This is a genomic window from Pseudomonas sp. NPDC087598 (assembly GCF_044743525.1).
Classification (GTDB): Bacteria; Pseudomonadota; Gammaproteobacteria; order Pseudomonadales; family Pseudomonadaceae; genus Aquipseudomonas.
In genome coordinates, this window is the sequence record NZ_JBIUWQ010000030.1 from 1 (window position 1) to 26516 (window position 26516).

20 protein-coding genes are annotated in these 26516 nt (G+C 60.2%); 7 read left to right on the plus strand and 13 right to left on the minus strand.

Translation table 11 applies throughout. From position 1 onward, the window contains the following. Positions 1-114 precede the first annotated feature (114 nt). The 3 genes from ycaC to ACIOWE_RS17165 all read right to left on the minus strand — a co-directional run bounded on the left by ycaC (position 115) and on the right by ACIOWE_RS17165 (position 2433). On the minus strand, positions 115-741 hold the full coding sequence (ycaC, locus tag ACIOWE_RS17155) for an isochorismate family cysteine hydrolase YcaC (RefSeq protein ID WP_401393629.1): 627 nt from the start codon (positions 739-741) through the stop codon (positions 115-117). A gap of 56 nt (positions 742-797) precedes the next feature. Then, positions 798-1481: an isochorismatase family protein gene (locus ACIOWE_RS17160; RefSeq protein WP_401393632.1), complete on the minus strand. Its 684-nt coding sequence runs from the start codon at positions 1479-1481 to the stop codon at positions 798-800. Positions 1482-1566: 85 nt separating this feature from the next. Continuing rightward, on the minus strand, positions 1567-2433 hold the full coding sequence (locus ACIOWE_RS17165; RefSeq protein WP_401393635.1) for a pirin family protein: 867 nt from the start codon (positions 2431-2433) through the stop codon (positions 1567-1569). A 105-nt stretch (positions 2434-2538) separates the two neighbouring features. Here ACIOWE_RS17165 and ACIOWE_RS17170 point away from each other — a divergent pair, with 105 nt between their 5' ends. Together ACIOWE_RS17170 and dkgB are read left to right on the plus strand one after the other, a co-directional pair. Continuing rightward, positions 2539-3447, plus strand: coding sequence for a LysR substrate-binding domain-containing protein (locus ACIOWE_RS17170; RefSeq protein ID WP_401393638.1), 909 nt, complete (start codon positions 2539-2541; stop codon positions 3445-3447). 244 nt (positions 3448-3691) lie between these two features. Continuing rightward, entirely contained in the window at positions 3692-4495 is an 804-nt protein-coding gene (dkgB, locus tag ACIOWE_RS17175) for a 2,5-didehydrogluconate reductase DkgB (protein WP_401393641.1), read from the plus strand. 4 nt (positions 4496-4499) lie between these two features. Here the strand turns inward: dkgB and ACIOWE_RS17180 are convergent, their stop codons facing one another. The 9 genes from ACIOWE_RS17180 to ACIOWE_RS17220 form a co-directional block, all read right to left on the minus strand. After that, entirely contained in the window at positions 4500-7724 is a 3225-nt protein-coding gene (locus tag ACIOWE_RS17180; RefSeq protein WP_401393644.1) for a transporter substrate-binding domain-containing protein, read from the minus strand. Positions 7725-7734: 10 nt separating this feature from the next. Further along, complete coding sequence (locus ACIOWE_RS17185; protein ID WP_401393646.1) at positions 7735-8361, minus strand: response regulator; 627 nt, start codon at positions 8359-8361, stop codon at positions 7735-7737. Positions 8362-8496: 135 nt separating this feature from the next. Then, positions 8497-8919: a chemotaxis protein CheY gene (locus ACIOWE_RS17190; protein ID WP_401393648.1), complete on the minus strand. Its 423-nt coding sequence runs from the start codon at positions 8917-8919 to the stop codon at positions 8497-8499. A gap of 89 nt (positions 8920-9008) precedes the next feature. Further along, positions 9009-10217: an EAL domain-containing protein gene (locus ACIOWE_RS17195; RefSeq protein ID WP_401393651.1), complete on the minus strand. Its 1209-nt coding sequence runs from the start codon at positions 10215-10217 to the stop codon at positions 9009-9011. Between the two features lie 15 nt (positions 10218-10232). Beyond that, positions 10233-10622 (minus strand): hypothetical protein, encoded by a 390-nt coding sequence (locus ACIOWE_RS17200; RefSeq protein ID WP_401393654.1) that lies wholly within the window; start codon positions 10620-10622, stop codon positions 10233-10235. A gap of 166 nt (positions 10623-10788) precedes the next feature. Then, positions 10789-11505, minus strand: a complete 717-nt coding sequence (locus ACIOWE_RS17205) for an MgtC/SapB family protein (protein WP_008084043.1) — start codon at positions 11503-11505, stop codon at positions 10789-10791. 142 nt (positions 11506-11647) lie between these two features. Next, the gene (gene mgtA, locus ACIOWE_RS17210; RefSeq protein WP_201239096.1) at positions 11648-14347 is read right to left on the minus strand and encodes a magnesium-translocating P-type ATPase; all 2700 of its coding nucleotides are present in this window, start codon (positions 14345-14347) and stop codon (positions 11648-11650) included. A 591-nt stretch (positions 14348-14938) separates the two neighbouring features. Beyond that, positions 14939-16273: a lysine N(6)-hydroxylase/L-ornithine N(5)-oxygenase family protein gene (locus ACIOWE_RS17215; RefSeq protein ID WP_401393658.1), complete on the minus strand. Its 1335-nt coding sequence runs from the start codon at positions 16271-16273 to the stop codon at positions 14939-14941. Positions 16274-16407: 134 nt separating this feature from the next. Beyond that, positions 16408-16890, minus strand: a complete 483-nt coding sequence (locus ACIOWE_RS17220) for a sigma-70 family RNA polymerase sigma factor (RefSeq protein WP_401393661.1) — start codon at positions 16888-16890, stop codon at positions 16408-16410. A gap of 321 nt (positions 16891-17211) precedes the next feature. Here ACIOWE_RS17220 and ACIOWE_RS17225 point away from each other — a divergent pair, with 321 nt between their 5' ends. From ACIOWE_RS17225 to ACIOWE_RS17235, 3 genes are read left to right on the plus strand one after another with little or no spacing between them, the layout of a single operon-like run. Further along, the gene (locus tag ACIOWE_RS17225; RefSeq protein ID WP_401393664.1) at positions 17212-18387 is read left to right on the plus strand and encodes an efflux RND transporter periplasmic adaptor subunit; all 1176 of its coding nucleotides are present in this window, start codon (positions 17212-17214) and stop codon (positions 18385-18387) included. Then, positions 18388-20358, plus strand: coding sequence for a MacB family efflux pump subunit (locus ACIOWE_RS17230; protein WP_401393667.1), 1971 nt, complete (start codon positions 18388-18390; stop codon positions 20356-20358). A gap of 7 nt (positions 20359-20365) precedes the next feature. Next, positions 20366-21760 carry an efflux transporter outer membrane subunit gene (locus ACIOWE_RS17235; protein WP_401393669.1) on the plus strand — a complete coding sequence of 465 codons (1395 nt, stop codon included), beginning with the start codon at positions 20366-20368 and terminating at the stop codon, positions 21758-21760. Between the two features lie 124 nt (positions 21761-21884). Here ACIOWE_RS17235 and ACIOWE_RS17240 read toward each other — a convergent pair whose 3' ends face one another. Continuing rightward, a complete protein-coding gene (locus ACIOWE_RS17240; RefSeq protein WP_401393672.1) occupies positions 21885-23513 on the minus strand; it encodes a PvdJ/PvdD/PvdP-like protein in 1629 nt (542 codons plus the stop codon). 318 nt (positions 23514-23831) lie between these two features. Here ACIOWE_RS17240 and pvdM point away from each other — a divergent pair, with 318 nt between their 5' ends. After that, a complete protein-coding gene (gene pvdM / locus ACIOWE_RS17245) occupies positions 23832-25181 on the plus strand; it encodes a pyoverdine-tailoring dipeptidase-like protein PvdM (protein WP_401393674.1) in 1350 nt (449 codons plus the stop codon). A 34-nt stretch (positions 25182-25215) separates the two neighbouring features. Then, complete coding sequence (locus ACIOWE_RS17250; RefSeq protein WP_401393677.1) at positions 25216-26511, plus strand: aminotransferase class V-fold PLP-dependent enzyme; 1296 nt, start codon at positions 25216-25218, stop codon at positions 26509-26511. Positions 26512-26516: the final 5 nt, after the last annotated feature.

A 26516-nucleotide genomic window follows, 5' to 3' on the forward strand; every position in this document is an offset into this window, starting at 1 on the left:
GCTGCTGCATTTCGTTTACGCCGTTCTCAAATCGGGCCAACCATTTGACCCGAAATTTGCACTTGCCCGATGAGGGGCAAGACGGTATCTACAGGGGATTGCGGGTGCGACGGGTTATTTGTCGTTGGTCAGGCTGTTGTAGCTGGTGAACAGGTTGCGGTAGTCCGGGATGTGGTTGGAGAACAGGGTGCCCAGCCCTTCGATGTCGTTACGCCAGTCGCGGTGCAGCTCGCAGGCCAGGCCGAACCAGGTCATCAACTGGGCGCCAGCGCTGGACATACGATTCCATGCCGAATCGCGGGTCATTTCATTGAACGTGCCCGACGCATCGGTGACCACAAACACATCAAAGCCCTCTTCCAGCGCCGACAGCGCCGGGAATGCCACGCAGACTTCAGTCACCACACCGGCAATGATCAGTTGCTTTTTGCCAGTGGCCTTGATGGCCTTGACGAAATCCTCGTTGTCCCAGGCATTGATCTGGCCCGGACGAGCGATATACGGCGCGTCGGGAAACAAGGCCTTGAGTTCCGGCACCAACGGACCGTTGGGGCCGGTTTCGAAACTGGTGGTCAAGATCGTCGGCAACTTGAAGTACTTGGCCAGATCAGCCAGCGCCAGCACGTTGTTCTTGAATTTGTCCGGTTCGATGTCGCGTACCAGCGACAGCAGTCCGGCCTGATGGTCGACCAACAGAACGGCAGCGTTGTTCTTGTCCAGACGTTTGTATTGAGTGCTCATTACAGTAATCCTCGCGTGGTATAGGCGCCGACCGGCGGTCGGCGTGGGTGAGCCGATCAGCGCTGTGAATCCAGCTCTTCGTGTTCATTCGCGACTTGCTGAGCCTTGAGATAGCTCTCGATCAGCAATTGGTAATGCGGCATGGCCTGGGCGTAGACGGCGGCCCACTGCTCGGCATCGGGACGGTTCCACGAACCTTGCAACTCGGACAGCGTCGCCATGATGTCGATCGGCACCACCCCGGCCTGGGCCAAACGGGCAATCGTCAGATCAGTGGCCAGTCTGGAGTGATTGCCGGACGCGTCGACCACGGCGAAAACCTTGTAGCCTTCGTGCACGGCGGCGATGGACGGGAACGCCAGACAGACGCTGGTCAGGGTCCCGGCAATCACCAACGTCTTCTTGCCGGTGGCTTTGACGGCAGCATGAAACTCCGGGTTGTCCCAGGCATTGATCTCGCCTTTGCGTGCCACGTATTGCGCATGCGGTGCGGCTTCGTGAATCTCCGGAATCAACGGCCCGTTCGGCCCCTGCGGTACAGACGCCGTGGTAATCACCGGCATTTTCAGCAAGGTCGCCGCCTTGGCTAACGCCACGGCATTGGCGCGCAGTTGTGGTACGTCCATGTCTTTGACGATCTGGAACAAGCCGCTCTGGTGGTCGATCAGCAACATTGCGCTGTCGTTGGGATCGATGGTCGGTTTCTGGCCATTGAAATTCGCTGCATTGACAGTGTTCATGTGCGTTTCCTCTTTCTTTAGGCAACAGCCATCCCTGGCCTTCGAACCGGCCTACGCGTCCTGTGTAGAGCGGAGTGGTGTTGCGTCAGGCGTGCATCTGGCCGAAGCGGCCGGACTGGAAGTCGGCGAAGGCCTGGTGAATTTCCTGCTCGGTGTTCATCACGAACGGGCCGTGGCCGACGATCGGTTCGTCGATCGGCTCGCCGCTGAGCAGCAACACCACCGCGTCCTGGCTGGCTTCGAGGGTCAGTTGATGGCCATTGCGCTCGAACAGTGCCAACTGTCCTTCGCGCACTGATTCCAGACCGTTGACCTGCACCGAGCCTTTCAACACCACCAGCGCGGTGTTACGGCCTTCATGCAGATCGAGCGTCAGCAACTTGCCGGCGTTCAGGCGCAGGTCCCACACGTCAATCGGTGTGAAGGTGCGCGACGGGCCTTTGTGGCCATCGAACTCACCGGCGATCAAACGCAAACGGCCGGCGTTGTCCTTGAGCTCAATGCTCGGGATGTCGCTGTCGAGAATGGTCTGGTAGCCCGGCGCGGCCATTTTGTCCTTGGCCGGCAGGTTGACCCACAGCTGGACCATTTCCAGTTTGCCGCCGGTTTTGGCGAAGTTTTCCGAGTGGAACTCCTCGTGGAGGATCCCGGAAGCAGCGGTCATCCATTGCACATCGCCCGGACCGATGGTGCCGCCACTGCCGGTGGAGTCGCGGTGCTGCACTTCGCCCTCATAGACGATAGTCACGGTTTCGAAACCACGGTGCGGATGCTGACCAACGCCACGTCGCTCGGCGGTCGGGGTGAAGTCAGCAGGACCGGCGTGGTCAAGCAGCAGGAACGGGCTGATGTGTTTGCCCAGGTTGTCGTAGGAAAACAGCGTGCGAACCGGGAAACCATCGCCGACCCAGTGGCCGCGAGGGCTGGTGTAGATACCGATGATGTTTTTCATGGTTGTCTCCAATTTGGGTGAGTGACGCGATGGATCAAGCTTAAATCCATGACCATTAATGCACTAGACTGCAAAAATCAGCCTTAGCGTTCTATATGGAGAACGATGGTGGAAGACCTCAACACCCTCTACTACTTCACCCAAGTGGTGGAGCATCACGGATTCGCCGCTGCCGGGCGCGCGCTGGACATGCCCAAGTCGAAACTCAGTCGACGCATTTCCGAACTGGAAGAACGCCTCGGTGTGCGCCTGCTACACCGCACCAGCCGCCATTGTTCGTTGACTGAAATCGGCCAGGCGTATTACCAGCGCTGTCTGGCTATGCGCGTGGAAGCCGAAAGCGCCGCCGAACTGATCGAGCGCAATCGCTCCGAGCCTCAGGGACTGGTGCGTTTGAGTTGCCCGACGGCACTGCTTAACTCATGGGTCGGGCCGATGCTCACCCGTTACATGCTCAAGTACCCGCTGGTGGAGCTGTTCATCGAGAGCACCAACCGCCGGGTCGATCTATTGCACGAAGGTTTCGACATTGCGCTGAGGGTTCGTTTTCCGCCATTGGAAAATACTGACATGGTGATGAAAGTCCTGGGCAACAGCACCCAATCTGTAGTGGGCAGCCCGATGTACCTAGAGCGCCTGTCGTCACCGCCCTCGCCCGCCGACCTCAACGGCTTGCCGAGCCTGCATTGGGGCGCGGCACAACGCGAGTACCAGTGGGAACTGCTCGGGCCGAATGACAACACCGCGCTGATCCGCCATACGCCGCGGATGGTCACCGATGATTTGATTGCCCTGCGCCAGGCAGTGATTGCCGGGGTGGGCATTGCGCACTTGCCGAGTGTGGTTGTGCGCGAAGACATTGCGGCGGGACGTGTAGTGGAGTTGATTCCGGGGTGGGCGCCAAAGTGCGGGGTGGTGCATGCGATTTTCCCGTCACGGCGGGGGCTGTTGCCATCGGTGCGTACGTTGATCGATTTCCTGGGCGAAGAATTTGCCCACAGCGATATCGCTTGAATCGGCGGCGCGGCTATCCCTGGCAAGCCAGCTCCCACGGGTTTTGAGGTGGCCACATCATTTCATTAACCACATGAATCCTTGTGGGAGCTGGCTTGCCAGCGATGAAGCCAGTCCAGACAACATTAGTCCTGGAAATGATTCATGACCTGAGGTCAAAGGTGCTTTGTTCCACCGACGGTTTTTCTCATGGATGCAGACGCGGATACTCCTGCCCATTCCCACTGCAACCCTGGAGTCCTGCATGTCTGTCCCCGCTTTCGGTCTTGGTACGTTTCGCCTGCAAGGTCAGGTGGTCATCGATTCGGTGAGCACCGCCCTTGAGCTCGGCTACCGGGTCATCGACACCGCACAGATCTACGAAAACGAAGCCGATGTCGGCCAGGCTATCGCCGCCAGTGGTATTCCCCGAGAAGAACTGTTCATCACCAGCAAGATCTGGATCGCCAATTTTGCCGGCGATCGCTTGATCGACAGCCTCAAGGAGAGCCTGCAAAAACTGCAGACCGACTATCTCGACCTGACGCTGATCCACTGGCCTTCGCCGGACGATCAGGTGCCTGTAGCAGAATTCATGAGTGCGCTGCTGGAGGCCAAGCGTCTGGGCCTGACCCGACAGATCGGCATTTCCAACTTCACCATCGACTTGATGAAACAGGCGATTGCTGCGGTGGGTGCCGAGCATATCGCGACCAACCAGATCGAACTGCACCCGTACCTGCAAAACCGCAAAGTGGTGGAGTTTGCCGAGAGCCAGGGCATCCACATCACTTCGTACATGACCCTCGCTTACGGCGAAGTGCTGAAGGACCCACTGATCCAGCAGATCGCCGAACGCCTGCACGCCACCCCGGCGCAAGTCACTCTCGCCTGGGCCATGCAATCGGGTTACGCGGTGATTCCATCATCGACCCGGCGCGCCAACCTGCAAAGCAACCTCGGCGCCACGGCACTGACGCTGAGCGAGGCTGACATGGCGCAAATCGCCACGCTGGATCGCGGCCATCGCCTGACCAGCCCGAAAGGCATTGCGCCTGTCTGGGATTGACGGTTCAGCCCTGAAGGCGCTGCGCGAGGCCATGCATGGCCTCGCGCAGCACATCGATCGCCATCCCCATGGCCCCGGCTTCAGCCTCGGCCTCGCGGCAGGCCTGCTCCAGATCAGCGCAGGCCGATACCACCCGCGCCGCGCCGACCATCTGCGCGCCGCCCTTGATATGGTGGGCCAGCTCGCGCAACCCTTCGCGGTCATGCTCATGGTGCAGATCGTCCAGTCGCAGCAGATCATGGTGCAGGCTGCTCAGCACTTCCCCGCGCAGATGCTCGATCAGCGAGCGATTGCTGCCCGCCATTTGTTCCAGCGTACTCAGATCAATTTCTGTCAGTGGATCTTCCTCGATCGGCTCGACCTCTATGTCGCAACGGCTGGCGCCATTCAACGCCTGCTGCAAATCATGCAAGCGAATCGGTTTGAACAGGCATTCGTCCATGCCGGCTTCGAGACAACGCAGCTTTTCTTCAACCTGGGCGTTGGCGGTAAACCCGAGGATCAGACAAGGTGCCTGCCCGCTCGCAGCCTCTTCCTCACGAATGGCCAAAGCCAGCTCGTAGCCATTGCGCCGGGGCATGTTGCAGTCGGTGATCACCACATCGAACGGCTGTACCCGCCAACGCTCCAGCCCTGCATGGCCGTCCTCGGTATCAACCGTGCGGTGGCCGAGTTCACTTAACTGCCAGCAGAGCAACAAACGGTTAACCGGATGGTCGTCGACCACCAGAACGCTCAGTGAGCATCCGCCGGCGTCCGGTGTTGCAACGGGCGCAGGTGCTTGCGCGAGTGCGGCCAGCAGCGGCAGTTCAAGACTGACTTCAACTTGCGTGCCGTGACCTGGCTCGCTGTCCAGGCGCAACTCACCGCCCATCATTTCGCAGAGACTGCGACTGATCACCAGGCCCAGCCCGGCGCCGGTGCGCAGCGGTTGCGCGGTATTGCTCGCTTGCACGAACGGGCTGAACAAGCGCTGCCGATCCTGCGCGCTGATCCCGATCCCGCTGTCCTCGATGAACACCTTCACCGCCACGCGCTCGGCGGAGGTCACCGTCAGCGCAAGTCGCAGACTCACCTCGCCCTGTTCAGTGAACTTGATGGCGTTGCTCAGCAGGTTCGACAGCACCTGCTTGAAGCGCGTCGGATCAATCAACACATCGACGTCGCTGCATGCATCGAGCTCGATGTGCCACAGCAGGCGCTTCTGCCGCGCCAGTCCCTCGAACACCCGGCAGACCGACACCACCAGTTCACGCAGATTGACCCGCTCAGGGGCCAGGGACAAATGCCCGGCTTCAATCCGTGCGATGTCAAGAATGTCGCCGATCAATGCCAGCAATTGTTGCCCGGCGTTGGAGGCCACTTGAATCGCCAGGCGATCGGTCACGCCCTCCTCGGCCCGTTTCAAGGCCAGTTCGAGCATGCCGATCAACGCATTCATCGGTGTGCGGATTTCATGGCTCATGGTCGCCAGAAACGTGGTCTTGGCCCGGTTGGCGTCATCTGCCGCTTCCTTGGCTTGCTGCAATTGCTGCAACCACTGCTGACGCTGACGGATCTGCCAGCGCTGAAATCCGATCCAGCCCAGCGCCAGCATCAGCAAGCCCGCCGCACCGGCAAATCCCAGGATTATCTCGCGGCGATGACGCAGCCAGTAGCTGTCATCGACCACCACATCATGGCTCCAGCGTTCAACCAATTCGTCCATCTGTTGCGGAGCGATGCTCAGCAGGGCCTTGTTCAGGATCGAATTCAACGCTGCAGCCTGCGGCGCAGTGGCCAGTGCGATACGTGCCGGTTGATCACCGACGGTGCTGATGATGCGCAGACGCTCGCGGTAAAGACGGGCGATCAGGTAACGCGCCACCAGCAATGAGCTTACGGTGGCGTCAGCCTGTCCCTTGGCAACCAGTGCCATGCCTTCGGCGGGGCTCGCAACTTCGATGAAGCGTATTCGCGGTAGGCGCTCCTGCAGGTATTCGCGCAAGGGGTGACCGCGATAAATGGCCAGGCGTTTGCCCGCCAGATCGTCAAGATTGCGTGGGCTCTGCGCAGTCGTTGCACCGACCAGCACGAACGGATTGTTCAGATAGGCGCGGGTGAATTGCAGTTCGCTTTCCCGCTCACTGCTGGGTGTCACCACGGGCAGCACATCCAGTTCACCGGCCTGCAACTGCACAATCTGGCGATCCAGTGAGACGCCACGGACGATGTCGAAATTCAATCCGCTGCGTTGACTGATCAGGCTCAGCAGTTGCGCCGACAACCCGCTGAATCGGCCATCGGCATCAAAAAAAGTCAGCGGCGCGAAGTCCTCGATGCCGCCCACGCGCACCACCGGATGTTGATCCAGCCAATGCTGTTCGGCGGCACTCAATTGCACCCGTGCCTGCCCGGCCATTTCGGCAGGTCCGGCACTCCAGCGCAGCTCTATGCGGTGTCGCTGGCTCATGGGGATGCTGGCCAACGCCTTGTCGACGAGGCGTTTGAGGCGCGCCTCGCTCCGCAACATCGCAAAGCCGAACGCGTTGGCATCAAGCCCGGCCGGTCCCGCCAGATGCAAGTCGTTGCGATAATTGGTGTTGATCAAATAGTTGGCACTGATGAAGTCACCCAGGTACACGTCATCGGCGCCGAATGCCACAGCGCCTAGAGCGTCCATCGCCGAGGGGTAGCGTTGCACACTCGCCTCGGGGTAGAACGCCTGCACAGTTGCCAATGGCAGATAATCCTCGACCATGGCGACGCGCTTGCCCGCCAGGTTCGCGGGCAAGGTTTCGTCGAGCCGGGTCACCAGCATCGGCTGATCTTCAGCGTAGGCGCGGGACAGAATGAACGCGGGATCGGCTGTCTCGAAACTGTTCGACGTTCCCAACAGATCGAGGTCGCCGCGCTTGAGTGCTGCCATCACCAAATCCCGGTTGGCAAAGCGCCGCACTTCAATACCGGTGCCGAGCAGTTGCGCCAGCAGGTCGGCGTAATCGGCCGTGAGGCCTTCCAGCTCATGCTGATTGCGAGTGATCTCGAACGGTGGGTAATCGGGCCCGGAAATGCCCATGCGCAACACCGGATGCTGACGCAACCATTGCCGATCCTGTTCGTCCAGACGGACCTTGATATTTTCCACGCTGGCGCGGGTCAGTACCTCCAGCACCTGTGGCGTTTCATTGGCCCAACAAGAGACCACGAGGCTCAGCCACAACCCGCAAACCTGAACGCCGCGGATCATGACCGGCCGCTCAGATCAAATGATTGCGCTTGGCGAAATCGCGCAAGTGCACCGCTGAACTCACCCCGAGCTTTTTCATCAGACGGGTTTTGTAGGTACTGATGGTCTTGTGGCTCAGGTGCATCTCCTCGGCAATCGCCTTGTTGGCCCTGCCCTGGCCCAGTTGCTCGAAAATGTTCAATTCGCGATCGGAGAGCTGGTCGATCATTTGCTTTTCCGTGGTTTGCACGGCATTCAACGCGCTGACGTTGTCCGGCATCGCGGAAAAATAGGTGTAACCCGACATCACCGCCTGAATGGCTTTGTGCAGTTGTTCCAACTGATTGGTTTTGGTCACGTAGCCCATTGCCCCGGCGCGCAGGCAGCGCTCCTGATAAAACAGGGGATCGTGGGAACTGAAAACGAGGGTGCGGCAATCAAAGTCGTTGACTCTGATGCGGGTCAGAACTTCCAGACCATCAAGTGTCGGCAAACGCAAATCGAGCACCACCAGCCGGGGCTTGTGCTCGCGGATCAATTGCAAGACCTCGTTGCCATTGGACGTCTCATGGATTTCCTTGAAACCCTCCGCTTGCAGCACGAGACGTATGGCGGCACGCACCACCGGATGATCGTCGACGATCAGCGCTGACTTCATGACCACTCCCAGGGCAGACTCTGACGATGAGGCCACCGGTGTGGATTGATCCGGACTCAGTGGCTGCGCAGAGACTGTTACATGGAACGGGAAGGGATTCACCTGTCAGATCTGACAGTTGCGGTCAGCGTACTTCTATGCATACGCCCGGCGTTGTACGGTTTGCTTCGGCTTCCACTGCGCAACGTCGACGTGAGCCATCAAGCGCCTGATTGCCTGTTCATTGGGCAACGGCACGTGACTGATCAGTACATTGTCCTGAGCGAAACCCGAGATCGCCTGCAGAGGCGCCGACGGTTCGTTGTAGATCAACGCATGACGCACCTGCGGGTTATCGAGGAAAAACCCCAGCAGATCCAGCGAACCTGCCGCCAGGCCCGCGTCAATGACCACGACATCGAACGGTTCGCAACCGTAATCCACCAGCGTCAGCAACTCGGCGAGGTTCTGCAACGGGGCCACGCGGTAATAGTCGAGAGCGTTGAACAGGCGCTCGATTTTCATCCGGTGAAAATGCTGCGGGTCAGCGATCAGGATACGCAGGGCTTTGTTAGTCATGCTCAATCTCCAGAGAAGCAGGGTTCTGAGTGCGGCGAGACTACGCAAACTCAAAGGCAGGTTCTGTAGGACTTTTCCCAAAAAACCAGTCAATCATCCGGGACCTGTCGCGCACTGCGCTGTTGCAGCCAATGCAACAAATCGCTCCCGGCCATCGGTCGTGCGTACCAGTAGCCCTGCCCCTGCGTGCAGCCCAGCGCGAGCAATTCACGACGCTGCGCATCGGTTTCGATGCCTTCGATGACCACGGCCATGCCGAGGGCTTCGCCGAGCGCCAGGGTGCTGCTGATCGCCGCCCGGCAACGCGGTTCGTGCTCAAGGTTGCGCACGAAGTCGGCGTCGAGCTTGATTTCGTTGAACGGCAGCTGACACAAGCGTTGTAGCGAGGAAAACCCCGCACCGAAGTCATCAATCGACAAGCGGCAGCCCATCATGCGCATTCGCACGAGGCTTTCGAAACTGGTGGCCGGCGCTTCCAGCAAGCCGCTTTCGGTCAGTTCAAATGTCAGGCCAGAGCCTCGCGCGGCGTGGCGCGAAAGAATGGTTTTGAGGGTGGCCGTCAACCCTGCGTTGGCTAACTGCGAGGCTTGCAGATTGAACGCCAGGTTCAAGACGAAACCCTGCTCGCGGGCGCTTTGCTGCACCTTGAGGGCTTGTTCGAGTTGCAAGAACAGCAACTCGTCAAGCAAGCCGCAGCGCTCCAGCACCGGCACGAACAACGCAGGTGCGATGATTCCCCGAGTCGGATGCAGCCAGCGACAGAGCACCTCGACCCCGCAGATTTCACCACTGCGCAGGTTGAATTTTGGCTGATACCAGGCGTGCAATTGCCCAGCCTCCAGAGCCCGGCGCACCGACTCCTCGCTGGCCATGGCGACGGCCGCCGACGGGCATTCGCCGATGCTTGAGCCGCTGACAAATCTGTTCAGCAGATCGGCCAGGACTTGCGCATGCAACGGTTTGCCGACATCGCCCAACAGGTCCAGACCGAGCAGCCTGACCATTTGATGCACCGCACGGCGCAAATCGGCGGACAACGAACTGCTGATGATGATCGACTTCACCTGCCCGGAAGCGCCCACCCGCTGCAGGAATTCCAGGCCGTCCATACCCTCCATTTGCAAATCGCACAGGGCAATGTCGACGCTGCCGATTTCATCCAGCAGGGCCAGCGCCTGCGCACCGTCGCTGGCTTCGAACACCTCGTGGCAGCCCAGGCTTTGCAACATGCTGACCGCAACCGCACGCTGGAACGGGTGGTCTTCAAGCACTAATACGCGCAGCGGCAATCTGCACATGGCGTGGTTTCTCCTCTAGACATCAAGCTGCTCCAGCAGCGCACCCAGCGTGCGTCGATCCGGTGTGCGGGTCAGGTGCAACTGGCGTTGATGGTTGGCGTAGATGGTCTCGGCCTGCGGCTGACCGCGCCGCGCATCGTGAATGACACAGTGGCGAATCTGTGGGTTGCTCTGGAAAAAACCCACCGGATCGACACCGGCGGCCGCGATCAACTCACCGTTGATCACCATCAGATCAAAGCACTGGAACGGGTCATGGGCGTAGTGAGTCATGGCCAGCAGTTCACGAAAAGAACCCACCGGGGTGAGATTCCGATAACCCAGTTCGTTGAAGATCCTCGCGATTCTGCTCTGCAGAACGCTTTGCTCTTCGGCAATGACCACTCGCCAGCGTTTGTAGGACATAGGATTTAACAGCGTGGGAAAAATGTGCTGACTACGCTAACCGTCTCTCTTTCAAACCTCTGTAGGACAATTCTTAAATGCGGTCGGAAATCTCCCAAAAACCGACAAGATCACCGGCGCGGATTGCCAGATTGATCCGTGGAACCGCAGGAGACACCCAAAAAACCTACTCAGTGGTACTCGGACTCCAGAATGCCTGCACCACCAGCGCCGAGGTCGAGATCCGCGCCACCAGTGCGTCCAGTTCATCGCCATCGACCGAGGTGGTCGCCAGCGTCGCTTCGATTTCAATTTCGTCGGCACCGAAAGCGTGCACATCAACATCACTGGCCGGGTAGTTGCTGCGCTCCAGTTCGGCTTCGAGCAAGGCGAACACGGCTTTCTGCTGGGAGCGCCGGGCGATGACATAGACGATGTTGGTGACTTCCGCCGAGACCACGTCCAGTGGCTGACGGTTGATGTTGTTGACGATCGGCCGCAGCAAGGTGTTGGCGGCGAGGATGAACAGCGTGCCGAGCACAGCTTCGGCGAGCAGGTCGGCACCGGCGCAGGCACCGACGGCTGCTGAGGTCCACAGGGTCGCGGCGGTGTTGAGGCCGCGCACGTTGCCTTCTTCGCGCATGATCACCCCGGCGCCAAGAAAACCGATGCCGGAGACCACGTAAGCGACCACCCGCACCGCGCCTTCGGCACCGGCGAGACGGTTGGCCATGTCGACGAAAATTGCCGCACCGACCGCCACCAGCACGTTGGTGCGCAGGCCGGCGGTGCGTTGCCGGTACTGGCGCTCGAAGCCGATCAGGCCGCCGAGAATGAAGGCGGCGCTGAGGCTGACCAAGGTGTCGAGCAGTGAATCGAGGTTGAGGTTGTTGATGGCTTGCATGATGAAATCCTTGAAAACACATAGTCCCTTGTGGGAGCGAGCCTGCTCGCGAAAACAGTGTGTCAGCCAACAGACATAGCACTGACACGACGCCTTCGCGAGCAGGCTCGCTCCCACAGGGGGAAACAGCGTTGTCCTGCTGTTATTGCCAGCCGAACCGGCGGATGTAGAAGCCTTTCACCGCCTGAGTCAGCGCCATGTACGCCAGCAGAATCACCGGCAGGAACACGAAGTACAGCGATGGCAACGCCTGCAATTTGAAGTAATGCGCCAGCGGCCCCATCGGCAGGAAGATCCCCACAGCCATGATGATCCCGGTCATCACCAGCAACGGCATGGCTGCGCGGCTTTGCAGGAACGGAATCTTCGGCGTGCGGATCATGTGCACGATCAGCGTCTGGGTCAGCAACCCGACCACGAACCAGCCGGACTGGAACAGCGTCTGGTGATCCGGGGTGTTGGCGTCAAATACGTACCACATCAAGGCGAACGTGGTGATGTCAAAGATCGAACTGATCGGCCCGAAGAACAGCATGAAGCGCCCGACATCACCCGGCTGCCAGCGTTGTGGTTTCTTCAGCATCTCCTCATCAACGTTATCGAACGGAATGGCGATCTGCGAAATATCGTAGAGCAGGTTCTGCACCAGCAGATGCATCGGCAGCATCGGCAGGAACGGAATGAACGCACTGGCGACCAGCACCGAGAACACGTTGCCGAAGTTGGAACTGGCGGTCATCTTGATGTACTTGAGCATGTTGGCGAAGGTCCGACGTCCTTCGAGCACGCCCTCCTCCAGCACCATCAGGCTCTTTTCCAGAAGGATGATGTCGGCCGCTTCCTTGGCGATGTCCACCGCGCTGTCCACCGAGATACCAATGTCGGCGGTACGCAGCGCCGGCGCATCGTTGATGCCATCGCCCATGAAACCGACAACGTGACCGTTGCCCTTGAGGATGCGCACGATGCGTTCCTTGTGCGACGGCGTCAGTTTGGCGAAGACGTTGGTCTTCTCCACGGCCACCGCCAGTTCGGCATCGCTCATGCGTTCAACATCGTTGCCCAACAGCAAGCCTTGCTGAGCGAGGCCGACTTCGCGGCAGATCTTCGCGGTGACCAACTCGTTGTCGCCGGTCAGCACTTTCACCGCCACGCCATGCTCGGCCAACGCCTTGAGCGCCGGCGCGGTGCTTTCCTTCGGCGGATCAAGGAACGCCACGTAGCCGATCAGCGTCAGTTCATTTTCGTCAGCCAGGCTGTAAGTGTCGCGACCTTCAGGCATCGAGCGGGCGGCCACGGCCACCACGCGCAAGCCTTCAGCGTTGAATGCTGCGGTGACCTGACGAATCCGGGTCAGCAATTCATCGCTCAAGGCTTCATCGATATCGCCGTGACGCACGCGGCTGCACACCGCCAGTACTTCTTCCACCGCACCTTTGCAGATCAGTTGATGCGGCTGGCCACGTCCTTCGACCACCACCGACATGCGCCGGCGATTAAAGTCGAACGGGATCTCATCTACCTTGCGAAACGCCGTGCCGACTTTCAGTTCACGGTGGATTTCCACGTGTTCCAGCACCGCGACGTCGAGCAGATTTTTCAGGCCGGTCTGGTAGTAGCTGTTCAGGTAAGCCATTTCCAGCACGTCGTCGGAGTCTTCACCCCAGACATCAACGTTACGCGCCAGGAAGATCTTGTCCTGAGTCAGCGTGCCGGTCTTGTCGGTGCAGAGCACGTCCATGGCGCCGAAGTTCTGGATCGCATCAAGACGTTTGACGATGACTTTTTTACGCGACAGGAACACCGCACCTTTGGCCAACGTCGAGGTGACGATCATCGGCAGCATTTCCGGGGTCAGGCCCACGGCAATCGACAGCGCGAACAGCAGTGCTTCAGTCCAGTCGCCCTTGGTGAAACCGTTGATGAACAGCACCAGCGGCGCCATGACAAACATGAAGCGGATCAACAGCCAGCTGACTTTGTTGACGCCTTGCTGGAACGAAGTCACCGCACGATCAGTGGCACCGACCCGCTGGGCCAAAGCACCGAAATAAGTGCTGTTGCCGGTGGTGAGAATCAGCGCCACCGCCGTACCGGACACGACGTTGGTGCCCATGAACAGAATGTTGTCGAGTTCCAGCGGATTGCGTGTGTCGCGATCGGCCTGACGGGCGAACTTCTCAACCGGCATCGATTCACCGGTCATCGCGGCCTGACTGACGAACAGGTCCTTGGCGCTGAGCACCCGGCAATCGGCGGGAATCATGTCACCGGCCGACAGCACGATCAGATCCCCCGGCACCAATTGCTTGATCGGCAATTCGCTGCGCGGCGCATCCCGGCGCATCACCGTGGCGGTGTTGCTGACCATGGCTTTCAGTGCATCGGCGGCCTGGTTGGATTTGCTTTCCTGCCAGAAGCGCAGCAGCGTCGACAGCACCACCATGGAGAAAATCACCACGGCCGCTTTCAGGTCTTCGGTCAGCCAGGAAATGACGGCCAGCAAGGTCAGCAGCAAATTGAACGGGTTTTTGTAGCAGTGCCACAGGTGGGTCCACCATGGCAGCGGTTGCTCGTGTTCGACTTCGTTGAGGCCGTACTGCGCGCGCAGTGCGTCGACTTCAAAATCGGTGAGGCCGTCGGAATGCGTGCCCATTGAAGACAGCAACATACCGCTGTCGCAATGCGCGGCATCGACGAGCGTGTTGGCCAGGGTTGGCGGCACCTCACGGCTGACCGTGGTGTCGTTGATGGTTTCCAGCAAGGCCAGGCGACGGAAGTGCCGGGCGATGTGGCGGGTCCGCAGAAAACCTGCGAAAAATTCCTTGAGCGTAAGTTTCATGGCTGTTGCCCCTATGGTCAGCCGGGAAACCGTCAAGCAGGTACGGCCGCGCCTCGTCCGCCGGGAAAACCGGCACGGCAAGGCTTGGCGCGCCGGTCAGAAAAGACAGGCGTGTCGATAGGGCTGCGATGACGACAATAAAGTCGAAATCACGCTCTTTCAGTGTCGATGAGAAGGACGTCTAGACATGACCACGGACGGGCCATGCACGGGATGCCGCTGCTCGCTGTTACGGCGAGACAACGGCGCAAAAGAGGCGCGTTATCTTGCCGAGAATCTGCCGGTTACCGAGACCGGCCGACAACTGTCACTCGAACAAGTACCCACTGTGGGTCTCCGCTATTGATGAAAACGCGCGAAGCTTACGCCCCGATGTCTGGAGAGTAAACCCGCAAAAGGAAGTGTGTCGGGAAATTTCAGGGGGCTTCAGGATTGGTTCAGGATTGAAGATTTGCGGTGCTTCAAATGGCCCCTTCGCGAGCAGGCTCGCTCCCACAGGGAATCTCCAGCGAACACAGAAGTTGTGTTGAATGTAGATCCAGTGTGGGAGCGAGCCTGCTCGCGATGGCGGTGTATCAGGCGCCGCAGGTGTTAGCTGGCAGTCGCCAACAACAGATCCGCCATCGAACGATGCCCGCGATTCTTGCCATGCTCATACAGCGAGCCGGCAATCTCGTCCGCACGAATCGGCAACACCGACAGCAATGTATCGCTCAGACCATGGCTGGCCTGGCAGAAGCCCTGCATGTAGATGCCGGCCTTGCAGCGCTCGTCGGTGATCAGTTTGTAGTTGCGGTCCACTTCGAAGTCGCCGAGGTACTCTTCCAGCGGCGCCAGCAGTTTGCGGTGCATCTGCCGTTCGTAACCGGTGGCCAGCACTACCGCGTCGTATAGGCGCACGGTGACTTCGCCAGTGGCGTTGTTACGCACAGCCAGCTCGATACCGTTTTCGGTCGCGGTGGCTTTCTCGACGGTGGTCAGGGTGCGGAACGCATGACGGGCAATCCCGGAAACCTTCTGGCGGTAGAAGATGCCGTAGATGCGCTCGATCAGATCGATGTCGACCACCGAATAGTTGGTGTTGTGGTACTCGTTGACCAGACGCTCGCGCTCGGCGCTGTTCTGCTGGAACACCAGATCGGTGAACTCCGGCGAAAACACTTCGTTGACGAACGGGCTGTCGTCCGCAGGCTTCAGTGCCGAGCCGCGCAGGATCATGTCGACCTGCACCGACGGGAACGAATCGTTCAGATCGATAAAGGCTTCCGCCGCGCTCTGCCCGCCGCCGATGATCGCAATGCTCATCGGCTGGTTATTCACGCAAGGCTGTTTAGCCATTTGCGACAGGTATTGCGAGTGGTGGAACACGCGGCTGTCGCCCTTCAGCGCCTTGAACGCTTCCGGAATACGCGGGGTGCCGCCGGCGCTGACCACTACCGAACGGGTAGTGCGCACATGTTGCTGACCCTGGCTGTCGCGGGAAATCACCCGCAGCGCTTCAACCTGATGGTTGTGCAGCACCGGTTCGATGGTCAGCACTTCTTCGCCGTAACGGCTCTGCTCGGTGAACTGCCCGGCGACCCAGCGCAGGTAGTCGTTGTACTCCATGCGGCACGGGTAGAAGGTGCCCAGGTTGATGAAGTCGACGAGACGACCGTGGTACTTCAGATAGTTGACGAACGAGTACGGGCTGGTCGGGTTGCGCAGGGTCACCAGATCCTTGAGGAAGGAAATCTGCAACTCGCTCTGAGTCGACAGGGTGTTGCCGTGCCAGCTGTAGTCGGCCTGTTTGTCGAGGAACAGCACATCCAGTTCGCCCAGGCTCGGGCCACGCTCTTGCAGAGCGATGGCCAGCGCCAGGTTCGAAGGGCCGAAACCGACGCCGATCAGGTCGTGAACGATGGGCGATGCAATTGCCTGTGTCATTTCCAGTGTCCTCTGGATGAACCCCTCAACAAGGGGCAAGGAGAGCCTAAGTGACCTGACCGGCCTTGAGCAGGACAGCAGGTCGTCTGTTGAGTAGGAACGAGGACAGTGAAATAAAATTTAACGGCGACGGCTCAATGGGCATCCCATTGTTTGATGCGCAGGCGGCAATGTTTCATCGCGTTGACGATGTGCTTTTCCACCAGAGCCTTGGAAATACCGAGCTGACTGGCGATTTCCACATGCGAAAGCCCTTCGATCTTGCGCAGCAGAAAACTTTCACGACAGGCCACCGACAGTTCTGCCAACGCTCGCTGGAGCATTTCCAGACGTTGGCCGTGATCGAGCGGGCAATGAGGAGACTGGGCGAAATAGCGCTCTTCGTTGTCGAGCACTTCCAGCGGTTCGACCTGACGCAGGGCATTGCGTCGATGATCGTCGATGACCAGATTCAACGCCGTACGATAGAGAAAGGCCCGAGGTTGCTCGATCGGCGTGTCGCTGGAACGTTCCAGCACCCGCAGATAGGCGTCATGCACCACATCCTCGGCAACCTGACGGTTACCCAGCTTGGCGTTGAGGAAACACACCAGCTCGCGATAGTAGTTTTCCAACATGACTCCCGGCCGCAAACATGCGGGTTCTGTCCTGAGCACACTGATCTACGAACGCGTGGAACGCAGTAGCAAGATAGTGGCAGCTTGAGGCGCGTAATTTATAGTAATTCTCATATAGATTTAAAGTGGTGTTTGTCGTTGCCTGATAAATAGTGCTGCGCTATAGCTGTTACTTCGTGTTTCAGCACCTAAATTCCCGGGCTCTTTCCTCGTTTACAGGACAGCTCCCCGTGTCTGTCGCGTCCTGCGACAGCGTTCAACGCTGCCCCCAACTGTGTGCCAGCCGAACGACGGGCCGAATTCCACTGGCCGGAACCCTGCATGAAACGTCCCCGCCCCGCCCGACGCGCCTTGCTCGTAGTCCTTTGTCTGATCCCCGTTGTCGCTTACGCCGCATGGCAAATCATGCCGCCGGGCCGGGATAAATTCGCCACAGTGCAAGTCACCCGTGGCGATATTGAAAGTAGCGTTACCGCGCTCGGCACCCTGCAACCACGCCGCTATGTGGATGTCGGCGCACAAGCTTCCGGCCAGATCCAGAAAATCCATGTGGAAGTCGGTGACGTGGTCAAGGAAGGTCAGTTGCTGGTGGAAATCGACCCGTCGACGCAAAAGGCCAAACTCGATGCCGGGCAGTTTTCCATCGAGAACCTCAAGGCTCAGTTGCAGGAACAACGCGCCCAGCACGAACTGGCGCAACAGAAATTCCAGCGCCAGCAAAACCTCGCCGCCGGTGGCGCAACGCGTGAAGAAGACGTGCAGACCGCTCGCGCTGAATTGAAAGCCACGCAGGCGCGCATCGACATGTTCCAGGCGCAGATCCGTCAGGCTCAGGCGAGCCTGCGCAGTGATCAGGCGGAGCTGGGCTACACGCGGATTTACGCGCCGATGTCTGGCACCGTGGTCAACATCGATGCCCGCGAAGGCCAGACCCTTAACGCACAACAGCAAACGCCATTGATCCTGCGCATCGCCAAACTGTCGCCGATGACTGTGTGGGCAGAAGTTTCCGAGGCCGACATCGGCCACGTCAAACCGGGCATGACCGCCTACTTCACCACCCTTAGCGGTGGCAACCGGCGCTGGAGCAGCACCGTGCGGCAGATCCTGCCGGTGCCGCCGAAACCTCTGGACCAGACCAGCCAGGGCGGCGGCAGCCCCAATAGCACCAACAAAAGTGGCAGCGGCCGCGTGGTGCTCTACACCGTGCTGCTCGACGTCGAAAACAGCGATAACGCGCTGATGGCCGAGATGACCACTCAGGTGTTCTTCGTCGCCGGCGCCGCCAAAGACGTGCTGACCGCTCCGGTGGCGGCCTTGCACAGCGACGGCCTGCAAGCCGGCAGCCAGACCGCGCGAGTGGTGGCAAAGAACGGCGACATTGAACATCGTCAGGTGCGCACCGGGCTCAGCGACCGCTTGCAGGTGCAAATCCTCGACGGCCTGAAGGAAGGCGATTACCTGTTGATCGGCCCGGCCGAAGGTAGCGGAAGCTGAATGCAAACGCCGCTGATCGACCTCAAAGACATCCGCAAATCCTACGGCGGCCAGGACACCCCGAAAGTCGATGTGCTGCGCGGGATCGACCTGTCGATCCACGCCGGAGAATTCGTCGCGATCGTCGGTGCTTCCGGCTCCGGCAAATCGACGCTGATGAACATCCTCGGCTGCCTCGACCGGCCGACCTCGGGCGAGTATCTGTTCGCCGGTGAAAACGTCGCGCACCTGAGCAGCGATGAGCTGGCATGGCTGCGCCGCGAAGCCTTCGGTTTTGTGTTCCAGGGTTATCACCTGATCCCGTCCAGCTCCGCGCAGGAAAACGTCGAGATGCCGGCCATTTATGCCGGCACCCCGGCGGCCGCGCGCCATGCCCATGCCGCCGCCCTGCTGCAACGCCTGGGTCTGGCCGAGCGCACCGGCAATCGCCCGCATCAATTATCCGGTGGTCAGCAACAGCGGGTTTCGATTGCCCGGGCCTTGATGAACGGCGGCCACATCATCCTCGCCGATGAACCTACCGGTGCGCTCGACAGCCATAGTGGCAAGGAGGTCATGGCCCTGCTCGACGAACTGGCGAGCCAGGGCCATGTGGTGATCCTGATCACCCACGACCGCGAAGTCGCCGCCCGTGCCAAACGCATCATCGAGATTCGTGACGGGCTGATCATCAGCGACAGCGCCCGGGAAAACCCTCAGGCACAGACCTCGGCCAATCCCGGCGCCTTGCAGGCCGTGGACTTGCGCAAACGCCTCAGCGAAGGCGCCGAAGCCACTGGCGCCTGGAAAGGCGAACTGGTGGACGCCGTGCAAGCGGCGTGGCGGATCATGTGGATCAACCGCTTCCGCACCGCCCTGACCTTGCTCGGCATCGTCATTGGCGTCGCCTCGGTGGTGGTGATGCTCGCGGTCGGTGAAGGCAGCAAGCGCCAGGTCATGGCGCAAATGGGCGCATTCGGTTCGAACCTTCTGTACCTCAGTGGCGCCTCAGCCAATCCGCGATCGCCATTGGGCGTCATTACTCTGGATGACGTGGCTGCGCTGAAAACCCTGCCGCAGGTCAAACGCATCATGCCGGTGGCCGGCGCCGAGGTTGTTGTGCGTTTCGGCAACGTCGACCAGAGCGCCTATGTCGGCGGCAATGACACCAATTTCCCGAGCATCTTCAACTGGCCGGTGATTCAGGGCAGCTACTTCACCGACGCTGACGAGCGCAACGCGGCGGCGGTTGCGGTGATCGGCACGAAGATTCGCGACAAACTGCTCAAGGGCGTCGCCGACCCGATCGGTCAATACATCCTGATCGAGAACGTGCCGTTCCAGGTGGTCGGCGTGCTTGCCGAAAAGGGCTCCAGCTCCGGCGATCAGGACAGCGACAACCGGATTGCCGTGCCCTACTCCGCCGCCGCCATCCGCCTGCTCGGCGGACACAACCCGGAATACGTGGTGATCGCCGCCAGTGATGCGCGCAAGGTCAAAGAGGCCGAACTGGCCATCGACGACCTGATGCGCCGTCTGCATGGCAAACACGATTACGAACTGACCAACAACGCGGCAATGATCCAGGCCGAAGCCCGCACGCAGAACACTCTGTCGCTGATGCTCGGCTCGATTGCGGCGATCTCGCTGTTGGTGGGCGGGATCGGCGTGATGAACATCATGCTCATGACCGTGCGCGAACGTACCCGTGAGATCGGCATCCGCATGGCCACGGGGGCGCGGCAACGCGACATCCTGCGGCAGTTCCTTACCGAGGCGGTGATGCTTTCGGTGGTCGGCGGACTGGCCGGCATCGCGCTGGCACTGTTGGTCGGCGGAGTGCTGGTGCTTAGCGAAATCGCCGTCGCGTTTTCCTTGCTGGCAGTGCTCGGCGCATTTGGCTGCGCACTCGTCACCGGTGTTGTCTTCGGCTTCATGCCCGCTCGCAAAGCTGCCCGGCTCGACCCGGTCACGGCCCTTACCAGTGAATGATCGATCTATGAAACCGTGTCTCAGTCTCTTGACCGTGTGCCTGTTGCTCAGCGCCTGCGGTAGTCCCGTCCAGCGTCCGCAGAGCGGCCTACAGCCGCCCGCCGCCTGGCAGATGCCGCACAGCGACAGCCTCATGCGCAACGACGCGCAGTGGTGGACGCAATTCGGTAGCCCGGAACTTGATCGTTTGATCGGCCAGGCCAGGGCCGGCAGCTTCGACCTTGCCGCCGCTATCGCCCGCGTACAGCAGGCCCGCGCCACAACCGTGATTGCCGGCGGCTCGTTATTGCCGGAGGTCAAGGCCGGAATGAACGCCAATCGGCAAAAATTGCTGCGCGGCAGTGGCTACAGTCAACTCGACGCCGACAGCAGCAACAAGGCTGTGGATTACTTTGACGCCAATCTCAACGCCAGCTACGAAATCGACTTCTGGGGCGGACAACGCGCCAGTCGCGACAGCGCGCAATTCAATCTGCGCGCCAGTGAGTTCGATCAGGCCACGGTTGAGCTGACTTTGCTCGGCAGCGTCGCCGACAGCTATGCACAAACCCTGTCGCTGAGCGAGCAGAGCCGTATCGCCGAGCTCAATCTGAACAACGCCCTGAGCGTACTCAAACTGGTGCAGACGCGTTTTGATTCCGGTTCCGCCACCGCCCTCGAACTGGCGCAACAGAAGAGTCTGGTGGCAGCGCAACAACGGCAATTGCCGCTGATGCAGCAACAGGCGCAAACGGCCAGAATCACCTTGGCCGCCCTCCTCGGCCGCCCGGTGCAGGAACTGCCGGCCAGCCAGGAAAGCTTCGATCAACTGCAATGGCCCGCCATCGGTGCCGGTGTGCCGAGCGAGCTGCTTAATCGCCGTCCGGACATCGCCCGCGCCGAAGCGCAACTGGCCGCCGCCCGCGCCGACGTTACCGTTGCCCGGGCGAAGATGTTGCCCACGGTGACCCTCAGCGCCGAACTCGGTTCTGGCTCCGACAGGTTCAGCGACATGCTGCGCAGCCCTTTCTACAACCTGACCGCCGGACTGGTGGCGCCGATCTTCAACAATGGTCGCCTCAGCGCAGAACGCGACAAGGCCAGTGCCCGCCAGGAAGAGCTGTTGCAGAACTATCGTGGCGCGATCATCAATGGTTTCGCCGACGTCGAAAAAGCCCTCAGCAGCATCCGCGGGCTCGACGAGCAGCGCCAGTGGCAGAGCGAAGAACTCAATCAGGCCCAGGTCGCTTTCAACATCGCCCAGAGCCGCTACCAGGCCGGTGCCGAAGACTTGCTGACGGTGCTGGAAACCCAGCGCACGCTGTACGCGGCGCAAGACCTCAATGTGCAACTGCGACTGTCGCGCCTGCAGGCGAGCATTGCCTTATACAAGGCACTCGGTGGCGGCTGGCAAACCGAATAATTCACCCCACACAAAAACCCGTAGGAGCTGCGGCACGCTGCGATCTTTTGATGTGATTGTAAAGATCAACATCAAAAGATCGCAGCGTGCCGCAACTCCTACAAGGGATGTTTTGTGAGGGCTTCTAAGCTTCGCGCTGCTTGACCTTCAGATGGCGCGCATACCACGGCCGTTTCGGCACGCGACGGAACAACCCGGCGAGGATTTTCTCGTCTTCGCTGAAGGTGATGCGCAGCGCCAGCTTCATGGTTTCCGGGTCCATCTCCATCGACTTGCCGACCTGCAATCCCGGCGTCGTACTGCAGCCATGGGTGACCGGACCCAGCCAGGGATCATCGACCTCGACCCAGCGTCCCGGTGCGAACCAGGCCACGCCGTTGACCGACTGACGGCTGACTTCGCCCGGATGAAAACGCTCATGCGCCCTGAACCAGTCTTCGAGGCGATCATCGATCCAGCCGTGGAAATGCCAGAACACCGGATTCACATGGGAGGAAAACGGATCGCCGAGGAAGTCGTTTTCAGCGGCGTACCAGCGCGCGGAGAAATCCGCCGGATCGCGGGCGAACGGCACCGGCTGACCGTTGGACGGATCACGCGGCACCGAGGCCCAGCGCATGTGCAGCCAGTCATGCAGACCCAGCTCCATCTCTGACCCCAACTGCCCCAGGGTGAGCTTCGACAGATAACGCGGATCGCGGTACTGCGACTCCCAGACCTCGAAGTTGCTGTGATAGGTCTCGGCGGTTTTGATGTCGCTGACCCACTGCGTGTAGTCGGCGTCATCGCTGGCCATCCAGGTCGGTGGCAAGGCGTAGCCGTCATGGTTATCGAAATAACGCGCAAAGCCCTGGCGATCGCGCTCGAGTGCCGGCTGAGGCATCGGAAACGCCGGCCACGAAGGCAAGTCCTGCATCGAGCGAGCCGTACCGAGCATGTGCCGGTGCATGAAAAAGAAGTCGATGCCCGAGCCATTGCGATCTTTACGCGGCCCGCGCGCATCACGCTCCTTGTCACGCGGCCCTGGCTGCCAGCCGATACCGCGCAAGGCTTCGCGCTTGTCTTCGGGCAAGGTGTGCCACTTGTCACGCGACGCGTGCCAGAGCTGGTGAAACAGGCGATGTTCGGGAGAAATCAGCCAGGCCAGCAAAGTCGGATTGAGACCGATACGCTGGCGTGCCTCGGGAAACAATTGCTTGTGCGCGACAAAACGATTGTTCTGCTCGGGCAAACCCAGCGGTCGATCCAGACGCAGAATGCGCCCGCTGATCGTGCCACTGCCGGCATTGCCGAAGTCGGCCCAGACCTCATCCAGCACCACGGCCAGTTCATAGGCCGGCGCGCCGTCTGCCGCCCGCGAATCAATCAGGCGCCAGTACAGCTCGGACGGTTTCGCCTGCACCAGGTCACCGATGATCCGGTAACGCGGCTCATCGTCACCCCGCAAGCGTTGTGCTGTATCCAGGTAGCCGCGCAAACCGCGCCCACGCTGGGCAACATCGAGAAACAGTTCCAGTCCTTGCAGCGGCAAATCGTCGAAGCCGATTTGCGCACCTTCGAAACGAATACTCCAGACACCGCGCAATGCGTTCGCCAATTGTTGACCGGCAGTGTCCGCCAGATCGACCGTTGCTTCGCCGGGAGTGATCGTCGGATCCGGCTTCGTCCATTCGCGATGCCCGTAAATAGCGGCCGGCACGGCAGCGCCGGTCAGCGCCAGGCCTGCCATGAACCATCGTCGAGAAATCTTCATTGCCCTACCTGTGTCAGCCATGAAGCAGGCTTTATCCAAGCTAGAACGTTTGCTGCTCGGGCAAATTTAGCCGAGACACACCGATCCCCGTGGCGAGGGGATTTATCCCCGATGGGTCGCGTAGCGCCCCCAAAAACCACTCACCGCAAGCCATTAGAAGTATCGCCACTGGCGCCGGGCGAGCGCTTCGCACTCGATCGGGGATAAATCCCCTCGCCACAGGTTTGCGAGCCTAAATTTCACCGCCAATCACTCGTTCTTTCCAGATAGCAAAGGCCTCTGCGCCTGCACCTCGACGGCGAACTGACTGAGATGGCAATGACAAAACCACGTTCGAAAAAGGCTCTATACATCGGCCTGCCGCTAGCTCTGGCGATCAGCGCCGGTGCAGGCTTTGCAGCCTGGGATTACTGGTTCAAGGACAATCCCGGCTACCCGAGCAAAGTCCTCAAACAGGCCGATGAACTGCAGGACCGGCTGCTCTCGTTCGACAGCCACATCACCGTGCCGCTGGATTTCGGCACCGCCGGCAACGAAGTCGACAAGGACGGCAGCGGTCAGTTCGACCTCGCCAAGGCCAATCGCGGACGCCTGTCCGGTGCGGCGCTGACGATTTTCGGCTGGCCGGAAATGTGGAACGGCCCGAACGCACCGCACAAGCCTACCGACGGTTTTGTCGAGGAAGCGCGCAATCAACAGGAAGTCCGCTACAAGATCATCTCCGGCATGGTCCGCGACTTCCCCAATCAAGTGGCCATCGCCTACACCCCTGACGACTTCCGTCGCCTGCACGGCGAAGGCAAGTTTGCGATTTTCATCAGCATGCTCAACGCCTATCCACTGGGCAACGACCTGAACCTGCTGGACACCTGGGCCGCGCGCGGCATGCGCATGTTCGGCTTCAGTTACATCGGCAATAACCAGTGGAGCGATTCGTCGCGACCATTGCCGTTTTTCAATGATTCGCCGGACGCCCTCAACGGCCTGTCGGATGTCGGCAAGCAAGCCGTACATCGCCTGAACGACCTGGGTGTGATTATCGATGTCTCGCAAATGTCGACCAAAGCCCTGGAGCAAGTGGCGCAGTTGAGCCGCACCCCGATGGTCGCCTCGCACTCGGCGCCGCGAGCCTCGGTGGATATTCCGCGCAACCTCAGCGACAAGGAAATGCAGCTGATCAAGCAAAGCGGCGGTGTGGTGCAAGTGGTCGGCTTCTCCGCCTACCTGCGACCGCTGACCCAAGGCACCCAGGACAAGCTCAACGCCCTGCGCGCACGCTTTGATCTGCCGCCGCTGCCGAACCTCGCCATGGCGCTGATGCCGGGCGACCCGATCATCGCCGCGTGGCCGGAACAGAAGTTCGGCCAGTACGCCGGCCAGCTGTACGCAATCCTCGACGAAGAGCCGAAGGCCACGCTCAAGGACCTTGGCGATGCGATCGATTACACCGTGCGCAAGATCGGTATCGACCACGTCGGCATCGCTTCAGACTTCAACGAAGGCGGCGGCGTCAAAGGCTGGGAGAACGTCGGCGAGATCCGCAACGTCACCGCCGAACTGCTGCAACGTGGCTACTCCGAAGCCGATATCGCCAAGCTCTGGGGCGGCAACTTCCTGCGGGTCTGGGACCAGGTGCAGAAAGCTGCCAAGCCAGTAGCCAGCCGATGAATTTCTCCTTTGCGACCACAAGTGAATTGCACCCATGACTGACCGTCGTACCTTTCTCAAACAGGCCGGCATTCTTGCCGCCAGCCTGCCGCTGGGCGCTGCCGTTCACGCCCAGGCAGCCTCTGCGTCCAGCGCCGCCGCGATTCCGCCAGCAGTGCCGAAGGACAAGTGGGCGCAATTGCGCCAGTTGTTCAATCAGGACCCCGACTACCTGCATTTTTCCAACTTCCTGATCACCTCGCACCCACGTCCGGTGCAGGAAGCCATAGACCGTCATCGCGCAACCATCGACCGTAATCCCGGCCTGATGATGGACTGGGATCTGCAAGAAACCTGGAAACACGAGGCCGACGTGCGCGAGTGGGCCGGGCGCTACCTGCAAGCCAAACCGGGGCAGATCGCCCTGACCGGCAGCACCACCGAAGGCCTCGCGGCTATTTACGGTGGCATTCATGTGCGCCCGGATCAGGAAATCCTCACCACTGTTCACGAGCATTATTCGACCGAATTCACCCTGGATTTCCGGGTAAAAAAGGAAGGCACACAGGTTCGCAAGATCAAGCTGTTCGAGGACGCCAATCGGGTGTCGACGGACGAAGTGTTGAGCGCCATCCGCCAGGCCATTCGCCCCAATACGCGCGTGCTGGGCATGACCTGGGTGCAATCGGGCAGCGGTGTGAAACTGCCCATCGGCGAGATCGGCAAACTGGTCGACGAGGTCAATCGCAAACGCGCCGACAAGGACAAGATCCTGTACGTGGTCGATGGCGTCCACGGCTTTGGCGTCGAAGACCTCAGCTTCCCTGACATGCACTGCGACTTCTTTATCGCCGGCACCCATAAATGGATGTTCGGCCCACGTGGCACCGGGATCATCTGCGCCCGTTCGGAACAGCTCAAGGACGTCACGCCGACGGTCCCGACGTTCTCTCAGGACACTGATTTCGCCACCAGCATGTCGCCCGGCGGCTATCACGCCTTCGAACATCGCTGGGCATTGAGCGAAGCGTTCAAGCTGCACTTGCAACTGGGCAAGGCCGAGGTTCAGGCGCGCATCCATCAACTCAACACGTATCTCAAGCGACGCCTGCAAGAGCATCCGCAGATCGAATTGGTGACACCACTGAGCCCGGCGCTTTCGGCAGGTTTCACCTTCTTCCGGGTCAAGGATCGCGACTGCGACAAGATCGCCGCGTACCTGATGAAGAACCGCGTAGTGGTCGATGCCGTGGACCGCGATGTCGGGCCGGTGGTGCGCACCGCCCCGGGGCTGCTCAACACCGAAGCCGAAATTGATCGATTCATGACGCTGCTGATCACGCAGCTATGACCTTC

Bases quoted from the DNA above. Each gene is read 5' to 3' on its own strand.
- ycaC (WP_401393629.1), bottom strand. From the start codon at position 741: ATGAGCACTCAATACAAACGTCTGGACAAGAACAACGCTGCCGTTCTG.
- ACIOWE_RS17160 (WP_401393632.1), bottom strand. From the start codon at position 1,481: ATGAACACTGTCAATGCAGCGAATTTCAATGGCCAGAAACCGACCATC.
- ACIOWE_RS17165 (WP_401393635.1), bottom strand. From the start codon at position 2,433: ATGAAAAACATCATCGGTATCTACACCAGCCCTCGCGGCCACTGGGTC.
- ACIOWE_RS17170 (WP_401393638.1), top strand. From the start codon at position 2,539: ATGGTGGAAGACCTCAACACCCTCTACTACTTCACCCAAGTGGTGGAG.
- dkgB (WP_401393641.1), top strand. From the start codon at position 3,692: ATGTCTGTCCCCGCTTTCGGTCTTGGTACGTTTCGCCTGCAAGGTCAG.
- ACIOWE_RS17180 (WP_401393644.1), bottom strand. From the start codon at position 7,724: ATGATCCGCGGCGTTCAGGTTTGCGGGTTGTGGCTGAGCCTCGTGGTC.
- ACIOWE_RS17185 (WP_401393646.1), bottom strand. From the start codon at position 8,361: ATGAAGTCAGCGCTGATCGTCGACGATCATCCGGTGGTGCGTGCCGCC.
- ACIOWE_RS17190 (WP_401393648.1), bottom strand. From the start codon at position 8,919: ATGACTAACAAAGCCCTGCGTATCCTGATCGCTGACCCGCAGCATTTT.
- ACIOWE_RS17195 (WP_401393651.1), bottom strand. From the start codon at position 10,217: ATGTGCAGATTGCCGCTGCGCGTATTAGTGCTTGAAGACCACCCGTTC.
- ACIOWE_RS17200 (WP_401393654.1), bottom strand. From the start codon at position 10,622: ATGTCCTACAAACGCTGGCGAGTGGTCATTGCCGAAGAGCAAAGCGTT.
- ACIOWE_RS17205 (WP_008084043.1), bottom strand. From the start codon at position 11,505: ATGCAAGCCATCAACAACCTCAACCTCGATTCACTGCTCGACACCTTG.
- mgtA (WP_201239096.1), bottom strand. From the start codon at position 14,347: ATGAAACTTACGCTCAAGGAATTTTTCGCAGGTTTTCTGCGGACCCGC.
- ACIOWE_RS17215 (WP_401393658.1), bottom strand. From the start codon at position 16,273: ATGACACAGGCAATTGCATCGCCCATCGTTCACGACCTGATCGGCGTC.
- ACIOWE_RS17220 (WP_401393661.1), bottom strand. From the start codon at position 16,890: ATGTTGGAAAACTACTATCGCGAGCTGGTGTGTTTCCTCAACGCCAAG.
- ACIOWE_RS17225 (WP_401393664.1), top strand. From the start codon at position 17,212: ATGAAACGTCCCCGCCCCGCCCGACGCGCCTTGCTCGTAGTCCTTTGT.
- ACIOWE_RS17230 (WP_401393667.1), top strand. From the start codon at position 18,388: ATGCAAACGCCGCTGATCGACCTCAAAGACATCCGCAAATCCTACGGC.
- ACIOWE_RS17235 (WP_401393669.1), top strand. From the start codon at position 20,366: ATGAAACCGTGTCTCAGTCTCTTGACCGTGTGCCTGTTGCTCAGCGCC.
- ACIOWE_RS17240 (WP_401393672.1), bottom strand. From the start codon at position 23,513: ATGAAGATTTCTCGACGATGGTTCATGGCAGGCCTGGCGCTGACCGGC.
- pvdM (WP_401393674.1), top strand. From the start codon at position 23,832: ATGACAAAACCACGTTCGAAAAAGGCTCTATACATCGGCCTGCCGCTA.
- ACIOWE_RS17250 (WP_401393677.1), top strand. From the start codon at position 25,216: ATGACTGACCGTCGTACCTTTCTCAAACAGGCCGGCATTCTTGCCGCC.